Raw genomic sequence first — 19,307 nt, forward strand, 5'->3', positions numbered from 1 at the left:
CAGACATTGCTCATTGGTTTAACCCAGCCGCAAGGCGAACCGATGCGCATGCTTCCGGGCCACCCCGCACGCATTCCGTTCCGCCCCGGCACCCATGATGGAGATGGCCATGAGCTATGCGATGAAGGAACTGAACCAGGAGGCCCGGATCGGCGGCAAGGGCGTGGAGGTGCATCGCGATACCCCGCGCATCGACATGTCGGATTTTTATGCCCGCAAACCGGAGATCACCGAGGCGCTATGGCGCGCGGCGACCGAAATCGGGTTTTTCCAGCTTGAAAACCACGGCATTCCGCAAGGCCTGATCGACGATGCCTTTGCCATGTCCGAAGGGTTCTTCGGGCTGGAGGGTGCGACCAAGGCGCAATATCCGCTGAAGCCGGGCACCAACGCGGGCTGGGAATACAAGGCCCAGGTGCGCCCCTCCACCGGGACGGCGGATCAGAAGGAAAGCTATCAGATCACCCTGCCGCGCATGTCGGGCCTGTGGCCCACCGGCGCGGAGCTGCCGGGGTTCAAGGCGACGATGCTGGCCTTCGAGCGGGAAAACTGGGCGCTCGGCATGAAGGTGCTTTCGTGTTTTGCCGACAAGCTGGGTTTTGGCCCGGATTTCTTCACCGAAGGGCATGACCCGTTGGTGCCCGAGTATCAATCCACCCTGCGGCTGATCCATTATCTGGAGATGGAGGGCGCCAAGCCCGAGGATTTCGAATTCTGGCGCGCCGGCGCCCATACTGATTTCGATTGTCTGACCCTTCTGCATCAGCGCGAAGGGCAGGGCGGGCTGCAGCTGTGCCCCGGCAAGGAAGCGGACGAACTGGCCTGGACAGACGTGCCGCCGCTGCCCGGTATCGTGACCTGCAATATCGGCGACATGCTGATGCGCTGGAGCGATGACACGCTGCTGTCGACCCTGCACCGGGTGCGGATGCCGAAACCGGGCGAATACATGGGGCCGCGCTATTCCATCGCGTTCTTCTGCCAGGGCAATACCGACACGGTGATCGAAGGGCCGCAAAAGCGCTACGCGCCGATCACGGCGAAGGATTACATCCTTCAGAGGCTGGGCGCGAATTTCAAAGCGTAGCGGCGGCGGCCTCAGGCCTGCAGAAACCGCAGCCCGTCGGCGGCCACATGGGCCGCCGTCAGGCGCCCGGTGGCGTAGGCGCCGGTGTCTATCGAAATGCGGCCCGCCACGGCCACGGGATCGTCAACCATCGTATGGCCGTGAACGATCCAGATTCCGTCGGCGCGGGCACGTTTTGCAAAATCGGGATGCCCCCAGATCAGCGTTTCGGGCGTCTGCACATCCAGCGGCAGGGCGGGGTCGGCCCCGGCGTGCACCACCGCCACATTGCCGCTTTGCCAACGCGTGGGCAGCGCGCGCAGCCAGCGTTCCAGCGGTTCGCCCATCGCCGCGCGCAGCCTGTCACGCGCGTCCGTCAACTCGTCGGCGCTGCTGCTTTCGGTGACATTGCCGATGCCGAAGCTCGCCATCGTCTGCAGCCCGCCGTTGCGCAGCCAGCGCGCGCCGTTTTCGGCGGGCATGTCAAGAAACCGGATCAGCATATCCTCGTGATTGCCCATCAGGCAGGTGATGCCCGGGCCAAGCGCCATCAGCCGGCGCAGCACCCCGGCGCTGTCTTCGCCCCGGTCGATATAGTCGCCCACACAGATGATGGGCCCGGTCGATTGCGCATGGGCGATCTTGTCCAGCAGCCGCGCGAGAAGGTCGTCGCGCCCGTGGATGTCGCCGATGGCGAAGAAGGCCGCATCCGGCGCGGGCGGGGGCATCCCAACGCTCTCCTTCTGGGCGGACAGCGCGGAAAACAAGCGGTTCAGCAGGCTCATGACACAGTCATATGGTAGCGGAACGGCCCGTGTCCATGGGCGGGGCGGGCGTCATCGCGCCTCGGTCACAAGCGCGCGGATTTCATCGACCCGCCGGGCCAGAAGCGCCCTGTCGCCCGCCGTTTCCACGTTCAGGCGCAGCAGCGGCTCGGTGTTCGATTTGCGCAGGTTCACGCGCCAGTCGGTGAACTCCAGGCTCAGCCCGTCCAGCCGGTCGACGGTGCGGGCCTCGGGGGTATAGCGCGCATCCACCGCCGCCATCGCGGCACCCGGATCATCCAGCCGGAAATTGATCTCGCCGGACGAGGGGAAGCGGCTTTTCATTTCGGCGATCAGGGCGGAGAGGGGGCGGCCGGTGCTGGCCATATGCTCGACCACCAGAAGCCATGGGATCATGCCGCTGTCGCAATACATGAAGTTGCGGAAATAGTGATGCGCCGACATCTCGCCGCCATAGGCCGCATCGACGCGGCGCATGGTGGCCTTCACGAACGCATGGCCGGTTTTGGAAACCACCGCCTCGCCGCCCATGTCGGCGACAATGCTGCGCGTGTTCCAGACGACGCGGGGATCATGGACGATCTTCGCGCCCGGCTCCTTTTCCAGAAAGGCGGTGGCAAGAAGGCCGACGATATATTCGCCGTCGATGAAGGTGCCGGTTTCATCGAAGAGAAAGCAACGGTCGAAATCGCCATCCCAGGCGACACCGATATCGGCGCCGCTTTCGCGCACCGCGTCGCCGGTGACCGGCTGGTTCTCGGGCAGCAGCGGGTTGGGGATGCCGTTGGGAAAGCTGCCGTCGGGCGTGTGGTGCAGCCGCACGAACTCCAGCGGTGCGCCGGCGGCGGCCAGCGCATCGGCCAGCGCATCGAACGTGGGGCCGGCGGCGCCGTTGCCGGCATTCACCAGAACCTTCAGCGGGCGCAGCCTGGCCGGATCGATGAACGACAGAACGCGCGCGGCATAGGCACCGCGCGGATTGTCCTGCCGCAGGCTGCCGCGCTTTTCGGCCACGGGGCCGAACTTGTCGGCAGCGGCGAGATCGTGGATGGCTTGCAGCCCGTCGGCGCTGGAAATCGGGCGCGAACCGGACTGGACCATCTTGATGCCGTTGAAGTTGATCGGGTTGTGCGAAGCGGTGACCGTCAGCCCGCCGCCCGCATTGAAATGGGTCGTGGCGAAATAGACCTCTTCGGTGCCGCACAGGCCCAGGTCGATCACATCGACGCCTTCGTCGCGCAGCCCTTCGACCAGCGCATCCTGCAGCTCGGCACTGCTGGCGCGGCAATCACGCCCCACGACAACGCTGCCCGGAACCATCGCGCGGGCAAAGCCCCGGCCGATCCGATAGGCGATGCCAGCATCGAAATCGACACCAAGCTCTCCGCGAACGTCATAGCTTTTGAAACAGGTGAGCCTGGGCAATGTCATACCTCCCGGTGGCAGAAAAGCAGATCGGAGCGAGGCGCCGCCGCGCCCTGACATCCGGGTTCAGTTCCGCGCATAGACGTCTTCGTAGCGGATGATATCGTCTTCGCCCAGATAGGAGCCGGTCTGCACCTCGATCAGCACCATCGGCACCTTGCCGGGGTTCTCCATCCGGTGGATCGCGCCCAGCGGGATATAGACCGACTGGTTCTCGGTCACCAGCGTGACCTCATCGTCGATGGTGACCTTGGCGGTGCCTTCCACCACGATCCAGTGCTCGGACCGGTGAACATGGCTTTGCAGGCTCAGGGCGGCGCCGGGGTGTACGACGATCCGCTTGACCTGAAACCGGTTGCCGACAACCAGGCTTTCGAACCAGCCCCAGGGGCGGTGATCGCGCGGGAACTGTTCGGCCTGTTTCGCCGCCTTGCCCTTGAGCGCCGAGACGGCCAGCTTGACGTCCTGCGCGCGGCTCATGTCGGCGACAAGCACGGCATCGGGCATGGCAACGGCCATGATGTTTTCCAGCCCGATCCCGACAAGCTCCAGCGTATCGGATTCCGAGCGCAGCAGGGTGTTGTGACAATCGATCGCGGTGGATTCGCCGCTGGTGGCGACGCCTTCGCCATCCGGGCCGGTTTCGCGCCAGACCGCATCCCAGCCGCCCAGATCCGACCAGGCGCTTGAAAAGGGAACGACGGAGAGGTTCTTGGCCTTTTCCATCACCGCGTAGTCGATCGAAATATCCTCGGCCTGCGACCATGCGTCGGGGGCGAGACGCAGAAAGCCCAGATCGGCCTTCGCGCTGTCCACAGCGGCCCCGACCGGACCGATCAGGCCAGCGGCATGGGCCTTGAAGGCGGCCACGATATCACGCGCGGAAAACAGGAAGATGCCGGCGTTCCACAGGAAGTTCCCGGCGGCCAGCATCGCGGCGGCCTTGTCGGCATCCGGCTTTTCCACGAAACGGCCCAGGCTGACGGGAGCGCCCGACCCGTCCGGCGCGGCGCTCAGCTCCAGATAGCCATAGCCGGTTTCGGCGCGGTCGGGGGAGATGCCGAAGGTGACCAGATCGCCGCGTTTCACCGCCTCGAGCCCCGCGGTCACGGCGGTATGAAAGGCGGCGACATCGGGCACCACATGATCGGAGGGCGCGACCAGCATCACCGCATCGGGATCGGATTTCATCAGATGCAGCGCCGCCGCCAGAACCGCCGGCGCGGTGTTGCGCCCCTGCGGTTCGATCAGGATGGCGCCGGGGTCGATGCCGATTTCGGAAAGCTGTTCGGTCACGATGAAGCGGAAATCGGAATTCGTAAGAACCATCGGCGGGGTGAAGGATAATTGCGCGTCCTGCCCGGCCAGTCTGCGGGCAGAGGCCTGAAACAGCGTTTCCTGGCCCAACAGCCGGGCGAATTGTTTGGGATAACTCTTGCGCGACAGGGGCCACAAACGCGTGCCGGAGCCGCCACAAAGAAGAACCGGAGTTAGCTGCAATTACCTAGTCCCTATCGAATTTTACGGTCACGTGAAAAATTAGTAGGCAGAGTTTGTGACGGTCTCAAGGCTGTTTGTAGACGGGGGTGGGCCCTTGGCCGCCGCCGCTCATCTTTCCTGCGCCGCGCCGTAATATTCGCGGTACCACTCCACGAACCGCGCCATTCCCTCACGCACGGTGGTTTTCGGGGCATAGCCTGTCAGCTTTTTCAGCAACTCGGCATTCGCCCAGGTCGCGGGCACGTCGCCGGGCTGAATCGGCATCAGGTTGCATTTGGCCTTGCGTCCGGTCGCCTCTTCGATTGCCGCGATGAAATCGGTCAGTTGTACCGCGTCGGAATTGCCGATGTTGATCACCCGCCAGGGCGCGACCGGCGACAGGCTGTCGCCCGGTTCGGGGTGTTCGCCCATCGCGGGCCGGCGCGGCACCGTGTCGATCAGCAGGCGAATGCCTTCGACCAGATCCTCGACATAGGTGAAATCGCGCTTCATGTCACCGTAGTTATATACGTCGATCTTCCGGCCTTCGAGGATGGCGCTGGTGAACTTGTAGGGCGCCATGTCGGGGCGGCCCCAGGGGCCGTAGACGGTGAAGAAGCGGAACATCGTCACCGGCAGATCGAACAGATGCGCATAGGAATGCGCCATAGATTCCGTTGCCTTCTTGGTCGCGGCGTAGAATGACATCTGGTGATCGGCCTTGTCGGTCTCGGTATAGGGCATGTCGGTGTTGGCGCCGTAGACCGAAGAGGTGGAGGCCAGAAGCATATGCGCCGGCGGAAAGGCCCGCGCGGCTTCGAGCAGGTCGAACGTGCCGGTGATGTTCGATTCCAGATAGGCGCGGGGGGCCTCTATCGAATAGCGCACCCCGGCCTGCGCGGCCAGATGGATGACCACCTCGGGGCGGTGGGTTTCGAACAGCCCGAGCAACAGCCCCGGCTCCTCGACCCGGCCGATGACGGCCTGGAAGCCCGGGTAGTGCATCAGCATGTCGTGCCGCCGCTGCTTGAGCGCGACATCGTAGTAATCCGTCATCGCATCAAGGCCGATCACGCGGAACCCGTCGTCCAGCAGCCGCTTGGCGGTGTAATAGCCGATGAAACCGGCCGATCCCGTTACCAGTGCCGTACGCATGTCGTCTTCCTCGCTGGCCGTGCCGCCATCGTGCCGGCGGAACCTCAGGTCGCGCGGGGCAGAGCCGCCCCGGCGCAGGGTTTTTCTACGGTTCGTGCGCCACGGGTGCAATGCCGACATGGGAACCCCGCCGAAACGGCACGCGCGTGATGCGCGGCGGCATCGACCGCGCGATGGTGGTTGAACTGCACGGAATTTGCGCAACCGTGCCGGAAATGCGCAGATCGCCCTTGCGAAGCACAGCGTAACGCCGCAGTAAATGTGATCAGGTTGCGCATTTGTGCAGTTGCAGCGAAACGATGGTTCGAACGGATCAGATAAGCCACATGCCCGATGCCCTCTCCATTGTTGTCGTCGAAAAGGACCGCGAGCGCGCGCTTCTGATCGTCGACAGCCTGCGCGAGGCGGGCGATTTCGACATCTTCGTGATCTCCGAAGAAACCGGGCTGGCCCGCCGCATTTCCGAACGAAACCCCGATGTGGTGCTTGTGGATGTCTCCAACCCGTCGCGCGACATGCTGGAGGAGCTGACGCTGGCCTCCAGCCCGATGGACCGGCCGGTGGCGATGTTCGTCGACCGTTCCGACAACAGCCTGACCAAGGCCGCGATCGAGGCGGGGGTGTCGGCCTATGTGGTCGACGGGATGCGCGCCGACCGGATCAAGCCGATCATGGATGCCGCCATCGCCCGGTTCCACATGTTTCAGCGGATGCGGGTCGAGCTGCAGGCGACCAAACGCGCGCTCGAGGAGCGCAAGGTGATCGACCGGGCAAAAGGGCTGTTGATGAAGGCCAAGGGGATCGACGAGGATGAGGCCTATGCATTGCTGCGCAAGACGGCAATGGATCAGGGGCGCAAGGTGGTGGATGTGGCGCAGGCGCTGGTGACCGCGGCGGGGCTGCTGTCATGAGTACGGTACGCCTGCGCGCGGGGTTCATCCCGCTGGTCGATGCCGCGCCGCTGATCATCGCGCATGAGTTCGGCTTTGCCGAGGAAGAGGGGCTGGCGCTGGATCTGACGGCGGCGCCCTCTTGGTCGACCCTGCGCGACATGCTGGCGCTGGGCCAGATCGAGGCGGCGCATATGCTCTCGCCGGTGCCGGTCGCCATGGCGCTCGGGCTGGGGGGGATGGCCACCCGGTTCGATGCGCTCATGGTGCTGTCGGTCAACGGCAACTCCATCGGCGTGTCACGGGATCTGGCGGCACGGATGCGCGACAATGGTTTCCGCTTCGATTTCGCGGATGCGCATGCGGCGGGCCGCGCCCTGATCGCGGCCTCGGGCGCAAGGCCCCGCATCGGCGTGCCGTTCCCGTTTTCGATGCATGCCGAGCTGCTGTATCACTGGCTGGGGTCGCTGGGCGTGTCGGCACCGCAGGCGCTGCAGGTCAAGACGGTGCCGCCGCCGCTGATGGCCGAGGCGATGGCCGCGGGCGAGATCGACGCGTTTTGCGTGGGCGCCCCGTGGGGGTCGATCGCGGTTGAAACCGGCGTGGGCGAGCTGTTGCTGCCCGGAAAGGCGATCTGGGCCTTCGCGCCGGAAAAGGTGCTGGCCGTCCGCCACGACTGGGCCGAAAGCGAACCGGATCTGACCAGCCGCCTGATGCGCGCGGTCTGGCGCGCCGGGCGCTGGCTGGGGGATGCCAACAACCGCATTACCGTGTCGGAAATCCTGGCGCGTCCCGAATATGTGAATGTCGGCGCCGAGATCATCGAGCGTTCGCTGACCGGCCGTCTGGTCATCTCGCCCCGCGGCGAGGTGCGCGAGACGCCGGGTTTTCTGGAGTTCTTCGCGGGCGCCGCGACCTTTCCCTGGCGCTCGCAGGCGGCGTGGATCGGTGGCCAGCTTGCCGCGCGCACCGGGCTGGATCAGGCCGCTGCCGCCGCTGCGGCGCGCAATGTGTTCCGCAGCGATCTCTATCGCCGCAACCTGCGCGACGTGGGCGCCGAGCTGCCCGGCGCGTCGGAAAAGCTGGAAGGCTCGCTGCACCATCGATCAGCAGTTTCTTCGGAATCCGGTAAGCTGATTCTCGAGCCTGATGCGTTTTTCGATGGCTACATTTTCGATCCATCCGCGTAATAGTGTTCGTTTTTTGCGCATGTGGCGAAAACGCGTGGCGATCGATCGTCTAAATAAAGTCTAAATTGCGAAGCAGGCTCGGGGCCGCCTTGACGTCGGGATGCTGCATCTGCATCTTCTCTGCATCGACGGAGCAAGGGCGTTCCGTCGCAGATTTACCCTCATAGTTGTGGGACGCTGAGCATAGCCGCTCGACCCTTCGGTTTCATCCGGAGTGTGTCAGCGGCTTTTTTGCATTTTTTCGCCCTTTCCCTCCGGGCATTCCGAAAAAAGGACCAGAGAACTGATGAAACGTGCATTCGCCATTCTTGCCGCCACCACCTGCCTGACCAGCCCCGCGCTGGCCGAGATGCTGGACGTGGAAAAGGACGAGTTGAAATTCGGCTTTATCAAACTGACCGACATGGCGCCGCTGGCGGTGGCCTATGAGCTTGGTTATTTCGAGGACGAAGGGCTTTTCGTGACGCTGGAGCCGCAGGCGAACTGGAAGGTGCTGCTGGACCGCGTGATCGACGGCGAGCTGGACGGTGCGCATATGCTGGCCGGTCAGCCGCTCGCGGCGACCATCGGGTTCGGCACCGAGGCGCATATCGTCACCCCGTTCTCGATGGATCTGAACGGCAACGGCATCACGGTTTCCAACGAAGTCTGGGAAATGATGAAGCCGCATATCCCGCAGGAAGACGGCAAGCCGGTGCACCCGATTTCCGCCTCTGCGCTGAAGCCGGTCGTCGAGAAGTTCAAGGATGAAGGCAAGCCGTTCAACATGGGCATGGTCTTCCCGGTCTCGACCCATAACTACGAACTGCGCTACTGGCTGGCGGCCGGCGGGCTGGAGCCGGGTTTCTACAGCCCCGAAAACGTCAGCGGCCAGATCGCGGCCGATGTGCTGCTGTCGGTGACCCCGCCGCCGCAGATGCCCGCCACGCTCGAGGCCGGCACGATCTACGGCTATTGCGTGGGCGAGCCGTGGAACCAGGCTGCCGTGTTCAAGGGCATCGGTGTGCCTGTCATCACCGACTATGAGCTGTGGAAGAACAACCCCGAGAAAGTGTTCGGTCTGAACGCCGAGTTCACCGAGCAAAACCCCAACACCACGCTGGCCGTCACCAAGGCGCTGATCCGCGCCGCCATGTGGCTGGACGAGAATGACAACGCCAACCGCCCCGCAGCGGTGGAGATCCTGGCCCGTTCGGAATATGTCGGCGCCGATTACGAGGTGATCGCCAACTCGATGACCGGGACCTTCGAATACGAAAAGGGCGACAAGCGCGACGTTCCCGATTTCAACGTGTTCTTCCGTTACAACGCGACCTACCCCTTCTATTCCGATGCCGTCTGGTACCTGACCCAGATGCGCCGCTGGGGCCAGATCGCCGAAGCCAAGCCCGACAGCTGGTATGACGAGGTCGCCAAATCCGTCTACAAGCCGGAAATCTATCTGGAAGCCGCGCGCATGCTGGTGGACGAAGGTCTGGCCGACGAAGCGGATTTCCCCTGGGACAGCGATGGCTACAAGGCCGCGACGCCCGCCGAAGATATCATCGACGGCATCGGCTATGACGGCCGCACGCCCAACGCTTATCTCGACAGCCTGCCGATTGGCCTGAAGGGCAATCAGAAGGTTGTCGGCAACGAGGTGCAGGGCTGACGCCCGCGCTGATCGGCGCGCCGGCGATGGCCCGGCGCGCCTTTCCAACCCTTCTACCGGAGATGTCCGATGACCGCAGTTGACCCGCAGATCCTCGCCGATGAGCAGAAAGAGGCGCGCCGCGCCCGGCTGTTCACCCAAATCAACAAGGCCGACGGCTGGTTCCGTGTCCTTGGCCTGAGCTGGATGACCCCCATTCTGAAAGCCGCTGCGGGGGACAACCCGAAAGCGCAGATGAAGGAAATCTGGCGCCTGCTGGGAATTCCGGTCATGGCTATCGTCGGGTTCCTGATCGTGTGGGGCGCGCTTGCCCCGACCGTGCAGACCTCGCTCGGCGCCATTCCCGGCCCGGTGCAGGTGTGGGAGCAGGTGGGCGTTCTGCACGCCGATCATGTGCGCGAACGCGAAAAGGCCAGCGCCTTCTTTGAGCGTCAGGACATCCGCAACGAAAAGCTGATCGCCGCCGGCAACGCCGACAAGGTCAAGTACCGCGAATATACCGGCAAGCCGACCTATTACGACCAGATCTGGACCTCGATCAAAACCGTGTTCTTCGGCTTTCTGCTGGGCACCGTGGTTGCCGTGCCGCTGGGCATAGTGTCGGGCCTGTCGCCCGCCGCCAACGCCGCCATGAACCCGCTGATCCAGATTTTCAAGCCGGTGTCGCCGCTGGCCTGGCTGCCGATCGTGACGATGGTCGTCTCGGCCGTCTACGTCACCAATGACGGCATGTTCTCCAAGTCGTTCCTGACCTCGGCCATCACCGTGACGCTGTGTTCGCTGTGGCCGACGATCATCAACACCGCGCTGGGCGTGTCTTCGATCGACAAGGATCTGGTGAACGTGTCCAAGGTGTTGAAAATGAACACCTATACCAAGATCACCAAGCTGGTGCTGCCGTCTGCGTTGCCGCTGATCTTCACCGGTCTGCGCCTGTCGCTCGGTGTGGGCTGGATGGTGCTGATCGCGGCAGAGATGCTGGCGCAGAACCCCGGGCTCGGCAAGTTCGTCTGGGACGAGTTCCAGAACGGATCGAGCAACTCTCTGGCCAAGATCATGGTGGCCGTGTTCACCATCGGGATCATCGGCTTCATCCTGGACCGGCTGATGTTCGCGATCCAGTCGATGTTCACCTTCTCGGCAACACGGTGATCGGTATGGCATTCGTTGAATTCAAAGATGTCTCCAAAGGGTTCGGCGAAGGTGCCGGACGCCAGGAGGTACTGAAAAACGTCAATCTGAAAGTGGAGGAGGGCGAGTTCCTTGCCATCCTCGGGTTCTCGGGCACGGGCAAATCCACCCTGATCAACCTGATCGCCGGGCTGAACCTGCCCGACAAGGGCAGCGTGACCTTCAAGGGCAAGCCGATCGAAGGGCCGGGCCCCGAGCGGGGGCTGGTGTTCCAGTCTTATTCGCTGATGCCGTGGCTGACGGTGCAGGGCAATATCGGCCTGGCCGTCGATGCGGTGCACAAGGGCAAGTCAAAGGCCGAGCGCGCGGCGCTGGTGCAGAAATACATCGCCATGGTCGGTCTGACGCCCGCCGCCACCCGCCGCCCTGCGGAGCTTTCGGGCGGGATGCGCCAGCGGGTCGCCGTGGCCCGGGCGCTGGCGCTGGACCCGGAGATGCTGCTGCTCGACGAACCGCTTTCGGCGCTCGACGCGCTGACGCGGGCCAACCTGCAGGACGAGATCGAGCAGATCTGGGAAGCCGACCGCAAGACCGTGGTTCTGATCACCAATGACGTGGACGAGGCGATCCTGCTGGCCGACCGCATCATTCCGCTGAACCCCGATGGCACGCTGGGCGAGGCCTTCAAGGTGTCGCTGCCGCGCCCGAGGGACCGGACCGCCATGAACCACGACGCCACGTTCAAGAAGCTGCGCGCCGATGTGACCACCTATCTGATGGATGCGGGTATCGCCGCCAAGGTGGAAGAGACGCGCAAGCTGCCCGATGTCACGCCGATCCACGGGGTGCCGGCGGTGGTGGCCGATGCGGCAAAAAGCGGGATCGAAGAGCGCTATCTGGATTATTCCCAGATCCACAAGATCTATCCCACGCCGAAAGGCCCGCTGACGGTTGTCGAAAACTTCGACCTGAAGCTGAAGAAGGGCGAGTTCGTTTCGCTGATCGGGCATTCGGGCTGTGGCAAATCCACGGTTCTGACCATGACCGCCGGCCTGAACGACATTTCCAAGGGCGTGATCAAGCTCGATGGGCGCGCTGTCGAGGGGGCCGATCCCGAACGCGCGGTGGTGTTCCAGTCGCCGTCGCTGTTCCCCTGGCTGACCGCCAAGGAGAACGTCAGCGTCGGGGTGGATCGGGTGTACCCCCGCGCCAGCCAGGCCGAGCGCCAGGATGTGGTGGAATATTACCTCGAGCGGGTCGGACTGGGCGATTCCATGGACAAGGCCGCCAGCGAGCTGTCGAACGGCATGAAACAGCGCGTCGGCATCGCGCGGGCCTTTGCCCTGTCGCCCAAGCTGCTGCTGCTTGATGAGCCCTTCGGGATGCTCGACAGCCTGACCCGCTGGGAGCTTCAGGAAGTGCTGATGGAAGTCTGGTCGCGCACCAAGGTGACCGCCGTCTGCGTGACGCATGACGTGGACGAGGCGATCCTGCTGGCCGACCGGGTGGTGATGATGACCAACGGTCCCCGCGCCACCATCGGCAAGATCATGGATGTGAACCTGCCGCGCCCGCGCACCCGCAAGGCGCTGCTGGAGCATCCCGATTACTACGCCTACCGCGAAGAGCTGCTCAGCTTCCTCGAGGAATACGAGCATGGCGCCCACAAGAAAAAAGCCGCGTGAAGGAGACATGAAATGACGCCCGAACAGATTGACATGGTTCAAGGCAGTTTTGCCAAAGTCGTCCCGATCAAGGATGCGGCCGCCGCGATTTTCTACGCGCGCCTGTTTGAGATCGCGCCGGAAGTGAAGCCCTATTTCAAGGGTGACATGACCGAACAGGGCGCAAAGCTGATGGCCACGCTGGGGGTTGTCGTGAACGGGTTGAAGAACCTCGACGCGATCGTGCCGGTGGCGCAGAAGCTGGCCGTGGGGCATGTGGCCTACGGGGTGAAACCCGAAGACTATCAGTCGGTCGGTGCGGCGCTGCTCTACACGCTCGGCCAGGGCCTGGGCGACGGTTTCACCCCCGAGGTCGAAGCCGCCTGGACAGAAGCCTACACCATCCTTTCCGGTGTGATGATCGGCGCGGCCTATCCCGCGGCGGCGGAGTGAGAGCATGACACAGAAACTCGTTGTTATCGGGGCCGGCATGGCCTCGGGCCGGGCGATCGAACATCTGGTCGAAACCGCGCCGGACGCCTATGAGATCACGCTGTTCGGCACCGAGCCGCGCGGCAATTACAACCGCATCATGCTGTCGCCGGTCCTGTCGGGCGAAAAGACCTATGAAGAGATCGTGACCCATGATGCGGATTGGTATGCCACCCATGGGGTGACCTGCCGCTTCGGCGAAACCGTCACCGGGATTGACCGTGCGCGCAAGGTGGTGCTCAGCGCCGGGGGCGAGACGCCCTATGACAAGCTGCTGATCGCGTCGGGGTCGAACCCGTTCATCATCCCCATGCCGGGGCATGATCTGGACGGTGTTCTGGCCTACCGCGATCTCGATGACACCTATGCCATGATGAAAGCCGCGGAAAAGCCGGGCGCGAAGGCGGTTGTCATAGGTGGCGGCCTGCTGGGGCTGGAAGCCGCCGCAGGGCTGAAGATGCGCGGCATGGACGTGACCGTGGTGCATCTGATGGGCCATCTGATGGAACGCCAGCTCGACGAGGCCGCCGGCTATCTGCTGCGCAAGGAGCTGGTGGGGCGTGGCATCAACGTGCTGTGCTCGTCGAACTCCAAGGAAATCCTGGGCGAGGATGGCAAGGTCCGGGCGTTGCTGCTGGACAATGGCACCGAACTGCCTTGTGACATTCTGGTGATGGCGGTGGGTATCCGCCCCAACACCGCGCTGGCCAAGGAGGCCGAGCTGGCCGTGGGCCGCGGCATCCATGTGGATGACCAGATGGTGACCTCGGACCCCGACATCCTGTCCGTCGGCGAATGTGTCGAGCATGACGGCGCCATCTTCGGCCTTGTCGCCCCGCTTTACGATCAGGCCAAGATCGTCGCCAAGACCCTGCTGGGCGAAGCGGCGGCTTTCGCGCCGAAGCAGACCTCGACCAAGCTGAAGGTGACCGGGGTGGATCTGTTCAGCGCCGGTGACTTCGCCGAGGGTGACGACCGCGAGGATATCGTGTTCCGCGATCCGGCGCGCGGCGTCTACAAGCGGCTTGTCCTGCAGGACAACAGGATCATCGGCGCGGTGATGTATGGCGACACCGCCGATGGCAACTGGTTCTTCGGGCTGATGAAAGACGGCACCGACGTGTCGGACATGCGCGAGACGCTGATCTTTGGGCCGGCCTATCAGGGGGGTGCCGCGGCGGACCCTATGGCGGCCGTTGCAGCCTTACCGGCTGACGCAGAAATCTGCGGCTGCAACGGCGTCTGCAAGGGTCAGATCGTAGAGGCGATCCAGGGCGGGGCGACCACGCTGGAAGACGTGCGCGCCCAGACCAAGGCGTCGGGGTCGTGCGGCACCTGCACCGGGCTGGTGGAGCAGGTTCTGGCCGTCACGCTGGGCGATGATTTCGTGCTGCCGACGGCCAAGCCCGTTTGCACCTGCACCGACCTGACGCATGAGGACGTGCGCCGCCTGATCAAGTCGCAGGAACTGAAAAGCCAGCCCGCCGTCTGGCAGGAACTGGGCTGGACCACGCCCAACGGCTGCCATGTATGCCGCCCGGCGATCAACTTCTACCTGCTGGCCGACTGGCCGCTGGAGTATCAGGACGATCCGCAGTCGCGCTTCGTGAACGAACGCAATCACGCGAACATCCAGAAAGACGGCACCTATAGCGTCGTGCCGCGCATGTGGGGGGGGATCACCACCGCCGCCGAACTGCGCGCCATCGCCGATGCCGCCGACAAATACAACGTGCCGACAGTCAAGGTGACGGGCGGCCAGCGGATCGACCTTCTGGGCGTCAAGAAAGAGGATCTGCCGCGCATGTGGGCCGATCTGAACGCCGCGGGAATGGTGTCGGGCCACGCCTATACCAAGGGACTGCGCACGGTGAAAACCTGTGTCGGCACGGATCACTGCCGCTTTGGCACGCAAGACAGCACCGGGCTTGGCATCAAGCTGGAAAAGCGGCTCTGGGGGTCGTGGACGCCGCACAAGGTGAAGATGGCCGTCTCGGGCTGCCCGCGCAACTGTGCGGAATCCACCTGCAAGGATGTCGGCATCATCTGTGTCGACTCGGGCTATGAGGTGGGTGTTGCGGGCGCTGCCGGAATGGACCTGAAAGAGACCGAGGCGCTGGCCAAGGCCACGACCGAGCAGGAAGCGATCGACATGACCGTCGCCTTCGTTCAGCTGTATCGCGAAAACGCCAGATACCTCGATCGCCCCTATAAATGGGTCGACAAGGTCGGGCTCGACTGGGTCAAGGCCCGGGTCGTGGATGACGTGGAAAACCGCATGGCGCTGGTGGCCCGGTTCGACCTGTCGCAGACCGTTTACCAGAAAGACCCGTGGGCCGAACGCGCCGACGCCAAAACCCAACGCGCCTGGAGCGCGCTGGCCGATCTGACATTGGAGGCTGCGGAATGAGCTGGATTGATATCGGTTCAATTGACGACGTCCCGGTTCGCGGGGCGCGGGTGGTGAAAACCGCACAGGGCTGTGTGGCCGTGTTCCGCACCGCTGCGGACGAGGTGTTCGCGATGTCCGACACCTGCCCGCACAAGGCCGGCCCGCTGTCCGAAGGGATCGTGCATGGCCACAAGGTGACCTGCCCGCTGCACAACTGGGTGTTCAGCCTGGAAACCGGCGAAGCGCAGGGCGCGGATGACGGGCGGGTGCCGACCTATCCGGTGCGGATCGACGCCGGGCGCATCCTTCTGGATGGCGCCGAGCTTGCCAAGCGGACGGCCGCGTGATGGACGGGGCAGGGCAGCCGCTTCCCCTGACGGAGGAAAAGGCGCAGTCCGGCACGGTCTGCACCACCTGCCCCTATTGCGGTGTCGGCTGCGGGGTGCTGGCGCGCAGCAACGGCCGCGGCGAGATCACCATCAAGGGCGACAAGGCGCATCCGGCGAATGAAGGGCGGCTGTGTTCCAAGGGCTCGGCGCTGGGGGAAACCACGGATCTGGACGACCGGCTGCTTGCCCCGGTGGTGAACGGCGCCGAGGCCGACTGGGACAGCGCGCTGGATCTTGTGGCCGAACGGTTTCAGGCGACCATCGCCGAACACGGTCCCGACAGCGTGGCCTTCTACGTCTCCGGCCAGTTGCTGACCGAGGATTATTACGTGGCCAACAAGCTGATGAAGGGGTTCATCGGCTCTGGCAACATCGACACCAATTCCCGGCTTTGCATGGCCTCTTCCGTGGCGGGGCACAAGCGGGCCTTTGGCACTGATACGGTGCCCGGCCTCTACGCCGATCTGGACGAGGCCGATGTGATCGTGCTTGTGGGCTCAAATCTGGCCTGGTGTCATCCGGTGCTTTATCAGCGCATCGCGGCGGCCAAGAAGGCGCGGCCGGGGATGAAGGTCGTCAATATCGATCCGCGTCGCACCGCGACATCCGACATTGCCGATACGCATCTGTCCATCGCGCCGGGCGGCGATGTAGCCCTGTTCAACGGGCTGCTGGCCGAGATTGCGGCGCAGGGTGCGGTTGATGGCGATTTCGTTGCCAACCACGTCAGCGGGTTCGAGGCTGCGCTGGATGCCGCCAATGGCACCGACCTTTCCGTCACCGGCCTGTCCGGCGAAGAGCTTGCCGCGTTTTTCCACCTCTGGATCGGCAGCGAAAAGGTCGTGACGATCTACAGCCAGGGGGTCAACCAGTCGTCTTTCGGCACCGACAAGGTGAACGCGATCACCAATTGCCATCTGGCGACAGGGCGCATCGGCAAGCCGGGGATGGGGCCGTTTTCGGTAACCGGCCAACCCAATGCCATGGGCGGGCGCGAGGTTGGCGGGCTGGCCAACATGCTGGCCTGCCATCTGGACATCGAAAACCCTGAACATCGTTCAGCTGTGCGCGAATTCTGGGATGCGCCGACGATGCCGGAGGTTGCCGGGCTCAAGGCGGTGGATATGTTCCGCGCCGTGGGCGAAGGCCGGATCAAGGCGATCTGGGTGATCTGCACCAATCCCGCCGTCAGCCTGCCCGATGCCGATGGGGTGCGCGCGGCGATCGAGGGTTGCGATTTCGTGGTGGTGTCCGACATCACCGCCCAGACCGACACCGCGCAGCTTGCCGATGTTCTGCTTCCCGCCACCGGCTGGGGCGAAAAGGACGGCACGGTCACCAATTCCGAACGTTGCATCAGCCGCCAGCGCGGTGTCTTGCCGCCGCCGGGTCAGGCGCGCCACGACTGGCGCATCATCTGTGACGTGGCGGCGCGCATGGGGTGGGGGGCAGCGTTCGATTACAGCGGCCCGGCAGAGATCTTCCGCGAATATGCCGCCCTGTCGGGCATCGCGGGCAAGCTGGGGCGGGATTTCGACATTTCCGCGCTTGCCGCGATATCTGACAGGGATTTCGAAGCAATGGCGCCATTCCACTGGCCACTCACGGAAACCCGGCAGGGCGGGCGCTTTTTCGGCGACGGGCGGTTCTATACCCCCGATGGCAAGGGCCGGATGCTGGCCCTGGAGGTGAAGGCGCCGGCCTCGATGCCCTCCGCCGACTATCCCTTCCGCCTCAACACGGGCCGGGTGCGCGACCACTGGCACACCATGACCCGCACCGCCAAATCGCCGCGTCTGAGCCAGCACATGGCCGAACCCTATCTCGAGGTTCACCCCGATGATGCCTCGCGGCTGGGGCTTTTGCCCGCCACGCTGGCAAAGGTGCAAAGCCCGCAGGGCAGCGCCGTTCTGCGCGTGGTGGTAACCGATCGCGGCCGCAAGGGAGAGGTGTTCGCGCCGATCCACTGGAGCGGCCAGAACTCCGCCACCGGCCGCATCGACGCGGTGGTCACCGCGATCACGGATCCGGTTTCCGGCCAGCCCGACAGCAAGGGCGCGGTGGTGAAGGTGGAACCCTTCGAGGCAACCTGGTTCGGCTTTGCCCTCTCCGTCGATGATATCCATCCGCAAAGCGCCTATTGGGCCAAGGCCCGGGCCAAGGCGGGGTGGCGCACCGAACTGGCCTGCACGCAGACGCCGCAGGATTGGGAAGCCTATGCGCGCGGCCTGTTCGGCCTGGCTGATGCCGAAGCGGTGACGATGGTCGATGCCCGGCGTGGCTTTGCCCGGATCGCGTTTCATGAAGGCGGCCGGCTTCGGGCCGCACTGTTCGCGGCACCCGAGCCTGTGGCGGTGGCCCGGACCCACCTGACATCGCTTATGGGGGAAGAACTGGACCCGGCCACCCTGAGCGGTCGGCCGGCGGCCGACAGGCCTGATCCCGGCGCCACGATCTGCGCCTGTTTCGACGTGGGCGTGAACACGATCCTCGCCGCGATACAGAACCAGAACCTGACCACCGTCGATGCCATCGGCGCGGCGCTGCATGCGGGCACCAACTGTGGCTCCTGCCGGCCCGAACTGGCCGCTTTGCTGCTCTCGGCCACGCAGAAGGAAGCGGCGGAATGAGCCTGACGCGCTATATCCACGCCATGGGCCGCGGCCCGGGGCGCGCGCGTTCGCTGAGCCGCGACGAGGCCGCCGACGCGATGCGCCAGATCCTGGCCGGAGAGGCCGCGCCAGAGGCCGTGGGCGCGCTGCTGATGCTGATGCGCTATCGCGGCGAAACGGCGGAAGAGATCGCCGGTTTCGTTTCCGCGCTGCGCGACACGCTGCCCGCGTGGGAGGGTCCGCGCCCGGCGCTCGACTGGCCCAGCTACGCCGCCGGGCGCACACGCGGGGTTCCGTGGTTCTTGTTGTCGGCGCGGCTGGTGGCGCAGGCCGGGGTGCCGGTGCTGTTGCATGGCTGGAATTCGCATCAGAACCCGATCGCCTCTGTGCGCGGGGCGTTGGACGTGGCGGGCATTCCGGCGGCCGAAGATATGGCCGATGCCGCGCGGCGGCTGGGCGACGGCGGCATCACCTATCTGCCGCTCGAGGCGTTTTCGCCCCGTGCCTTTGAACTGTTGCGCCTGCGCGATGTGCTGGGCCTGCGTTCGGCGATCAACACGGTGCTGCGGGTGCTGAACCCCGCCGGGGCGCCGGCCTCGGTGCAGGGTGTCTTTCACCCGCCCTACCGCGATCTGCAGGCGGATGCGGGCGCCCTGCTGGGGCAGGCGCGGCTGACGGTGATCAAGGGCGGCGGCGGCGAGTTCGAGCGGCATCCGTCGAAGGACGTCACCCTGTTCGGGCTGCGCGATGGCGTGGTCTGGCAGGGCGCCGCCGGGCCGATCTGGGATGGCACCCGCCGTCTGGCCGATGACGCGCATGTGCCGCAGGATCTGGCGCGCCTGTGGGACGGCACGCTTGACGATCCGTTCGCCGAGGCCGTCGTGCTGGGCACCGCGGCGCTGGCGCTGGAAACCGCGGGCCTGCCCGAGCCCGATACGCTGGCGCGCGAGCTTTGGCGGAGCCGCAGCCCGGCCCAAGCCGCCTGA

The 19,307-nt window shown here is 64.6% G+C and carries 15 protein-coding genes; 11 read left to right on the plus strand and 4 right to left on the minus strand.

The genetic code is table 11. From position 1 onward, the window contains the following. The first annotated feature begins 109 nt into the window (after positions 1 to 109). Positions 110 to 1,087 (plus strand): isopenicillin N synthase family oxygenase, encoded by a 978-nt coding sequence (locus tag TQ29_RS04160; protein WP_217621199.1) that lies wholly within the window; start codon positions 110 to 112, stop codon positions 1,085 to 1,087. An 11-nt stretch (positions 1,088 to 1,098) separates the two neighbouring features. Here the strand turns inward: TQ29_RS04160 and TQ29_RS04165 are convergent, their stop codons facing one another. The 4 genes from TQ29_RS04165 to TQ29_RS04180 form a co-directional block, all read right to left on the minus strand. Continuing rightward, positions 1,099 to 1,794, minus strand: coding sequence for a metallophosphoesterase family protein (locus TQ29_RS04165; RefSeq protein ID WP_054540319.1), 696 nt, complete (start codon positions 1,792 to 1,794; stop codon positions 1,099 to 1,101). A gap of 108 nt (positions 1,795 to 1,902) precedes the next feature. Continuing rightward, positions 1,903 to 3,276: a phosphomannomutase gene (locus TQ29_RS04170; RefSeq protein WP_173585952.1), complete on the minus strand. Its 1,374-nt coding sequence runs from the start codon at positions 3,274 to 3,276 to the stop codon at positions 1,903 to 1,905. A gap of 66 nt (positions 3,277 to 3,342) precedes the next feature. Then, positions 3,343 to 4,776 carry a mannose-1-phosphate guanylyltransferase/mannose-6-phosphate isomerase gene (locus TQ29_RS04175; RefSeq protein ID WP_054538134.1) on the minus strand — a complete coding sequence of 478 codons (1,434 nt, stop codon included), beginning with the start codon at positions 4,774 to 4,776 and terminating at the stop codon, positions 3,343 to 3,345. A gap of 108 nt (positions 4,777 to 4,884) precedes the next feature. Further along, complete coding sequence (locus TQ29_RS04180; RefSeq protein WP_054540320.1) at positions 4,885 to 5,910, minus strand: GDP-mannose 4,6-dehydratase; 1,026 nt, start codon at positions 5,908 to 5,910, stop codon at positions 4,885 to 4,887. 326 nt (positions 5,911 to 6,236) lie between these two features. Here TQ29_RS04180 and TQ29_RS04185 point away from each other — a divergent pair, with 326 nt between their 5' ends. The 10 genes from TQ29_RS04185 to TQ29_RS04230 all read left to right on the plus strand — a co-directional run bounded on the left by TQ29_RS04185 (position 6,237) and on the right by TQ29_RS04230 (position 19,307). Continuing rightward, a complete protein-coding gene (locus TQ29_RS04185) occupies positions 6,237 to 6,821 on the plus strand; it encodes an ANTAR domain-containing response regulator (RefSeq protein ID WP_054538135.1) in 585 nt (194 codons plus the stop codon). Further along, positions 6,818 to 7,990, plus strand: a complete 1,173-nt coding sequence (locus tag TQ29_RS04190) for an ABC transporter substrate-binding protein (RefSeq protein ID WP_037204050.1) — start codon at positions 6,818 to 6,820, stop codon at positions 7,988 to 7,990. The genes TQ29_RS04185 and TQ29_RS04190 overlap by 4 nt, the downstream gene beginning before the upstream one ends. Before the next feature lie 286 nt (positions 7,991 to 8,276). Beyond that, positions 8,277 to 9,641 carry a CmpA/NrtA family ABC transporter substrate-binding protein gene (locus TQ29_RS04195; RefSeq protein ID WP_054538136.1) on the plus strand — a complete coding sequence of 455 codons (1,365 nt, stop codon included), beginning with the start codon at positions 8,277 to 8,279 and terminating at the stop codon, positions 9,639 to 9,641. A 69-nt stretch (positions 9,642 to 9,710) separates the two neighbouring features. Then, complete coding sequence (locus tag TQ29_RS04200; RefSeq protein ID WP_054538137.1) at positions 9,711 to 10,793, plus strand: ABC transporter permease; 1,083 nt, start codon at positions 9,711 to 9,713, stop codon at positions 10,791 to 10,793. A gap of 5 nt (positions 10,794 to 10,798) precedes the next feature. Next, on the plus strand, positions 10,799 to 12,457 hold the full coding sequence (locus TQ29_RS04205; RefSeq protein ID WP_054538138.1) for an ABC transporter ATP-binding protein: 1,659 nt from the start codon (positions 10,799 to 10,801) through the stop codon (positions 12,455 to 12,457). Positions 12,458 to 12,469: 12 nt separating this feature from the next. Beyond that, positions 12,470 to 12,889 (plus strand): globin family protein, encoded by a 420-nt coding sequence (locus TQ29_RS04210; RefSeq protein ID WP_054538139.1) that lies wholly within the window; start codon positions 12,470 to 12,472, stop codon positions 12,887 to 12,889. 4 nt (positions 12,890 to 12,893) lie between these two features. Beyond that, positions 12,894 to 15,338: a nitrite reductase large subunit NirB gene (gene nirB / locus TQ29_RS04215; RefSeq protein ID WP_054538140.1), complete on the plus strand. Its 2,445-nt coding sequence runs from the start codon at positions 12,894 to 12,896 to the stop codon at positions 15,336 to 15,338. After that, positions 15,335 to 15,667, plus strand: a complete 333-nt coding sequence (gene nirD, locus TQ29_RS04220) for a nitrite reductase small subunit NirD (RefSeq protein ID WP_054538141.1) — start codon at positions 15,335 to 15,337, stop codon at positions 15,665 to 15,667. The genes nirB and nirD overlap by 4 nt, the downstream gene beginning before the upstream one ends. Next, positions 15,667 to 18,339, plus strand: a complete 2,673-nt coding sequence (locus tag TQ29_RS04225) for a nitrate reductase (RefSeq protein WP_054538142.1) — start codon at positions 15,667 to 15,669, stop codon at positions 18,337 to 18,339. Before nirD ends, TQ29_RS04225 begins: the two co-directional genes overlap by 1 nt. Beyond that, positions 18,336 to 19,307, plus strand: coding sequence for a glycosyl transferase family protein (locus tag TQ29_RS04230; protein ID WP_054538143.1), 972 nt, complete (start codon positions 18,336 to 18,338; stop codon positions 19,305 to 19,307). Before TQ29_RS04225 ends, TQ29_RS04230 begins: the two co-directional genes overlap by 4 nt.

Source organism: Actibacterium sp. EMB200-NS6 (assembly GCF_001305615.1).
In the GTDB taxonomy this organism is placed as follows: domain Bacteria; phylum Pseudomonadota; class Alphaproteobacteria; order Rhodobacterales; family Rhodobacteraceae; genus Actibacterium_A; species Actibacterium_A naphthalenivorans.

Bases quoted from the DNA above. Each gene is read 5' to 3' on its own strand.
- TQ29_RS04160 (WP_217621199.1), top strand. From the start codon at position 110: ATGAGCTATGCGATGAAGGAACTGAACCAGGAGGCCCGGATCGGCGGC.
- TQ29_RS04165 (WP_054540319.1), bottom strand. From the start codon at position 1,794: ATGCCCCCGCCCGCGCCGGATGCGGCCTTCTTCGCCATCGGCGACATC.
- TQ29_RS04180 (WP_054540320.1), bottom strand. From the start codon at position 5,910: ATGCGTACGGCACTGGTAACGGGATCGGCCGGTTTCATCGGCTATTAC.
- TQ29_RS04185 (WP_054538135.1), top strand. From the start codon at position 6,237: ATGCCCGATGCCCTCTCCATTGTTGTCGTCGAAAAGGACCGCGAGCGC.
- TQ29_RS04190 (WP_037204050.1), top strand. From the start codon at position 6,818: ATGAGTACGGTACGCCTGCGCGCGGGGTTCATCCCGCTGGTCGATGCC.
- TQ29_RS04195 (WP_054538136.1), top strand. From the start codon at position 8,277: ATGAAACGTGCATTCGCCATTCTTGCCGCCACCACCTGCCTGACCAGC.
- TQ29_RS04200 (WP_054538137.1), top strand. From the start codon at position 9,711: ATGACCGCAGTTGACCCGCAGATCCTCGCCGATGAGCAGAAAGAGGCG.
- TQ29_RS04205 (WP_054538138.1), top strand. From the start codon at position 10,799: ATGGCATTCGTTGAATTCAAAGATGTCTCCAAAGGGTTCGGCGAAGGT.
- TQ29_RS04210 (WP_054538139.1), top strand. From the start codon at position 12,470: ATGACGCCCGAACAGATTGACATGGTTCAAGGCAGTTTTGCCAAAGTC.
- nirB (WP_054538140.1), top strand. From the start codon at position 12,894: ATGACACAGAAACTCGTTGTTATCGGGGCCGGCATGGCCTCGGGCCGG.
- nirD (WP_054538141.1), top strand. From the start codon at position 15,335: ATGAGCTGGATTGATATCGGTTCAATTGACGACGTCCCGGTTCGCGGG.
- TQ29_RS04225 (WP_054538142.1), top strand. From the start codon at position 15,667: ATGGACGGGGCAGGGCAGCCGCTTCCCCTGACGGAGGAAAAGGCGCAG.
- TQ29_RS04230 (WP_054538143.1), top strand. From the start codon at position 18,336: ATGAGCCTGACGCGCTATATCCACGCCATGGGCCGCGGCCCGGGGCGC.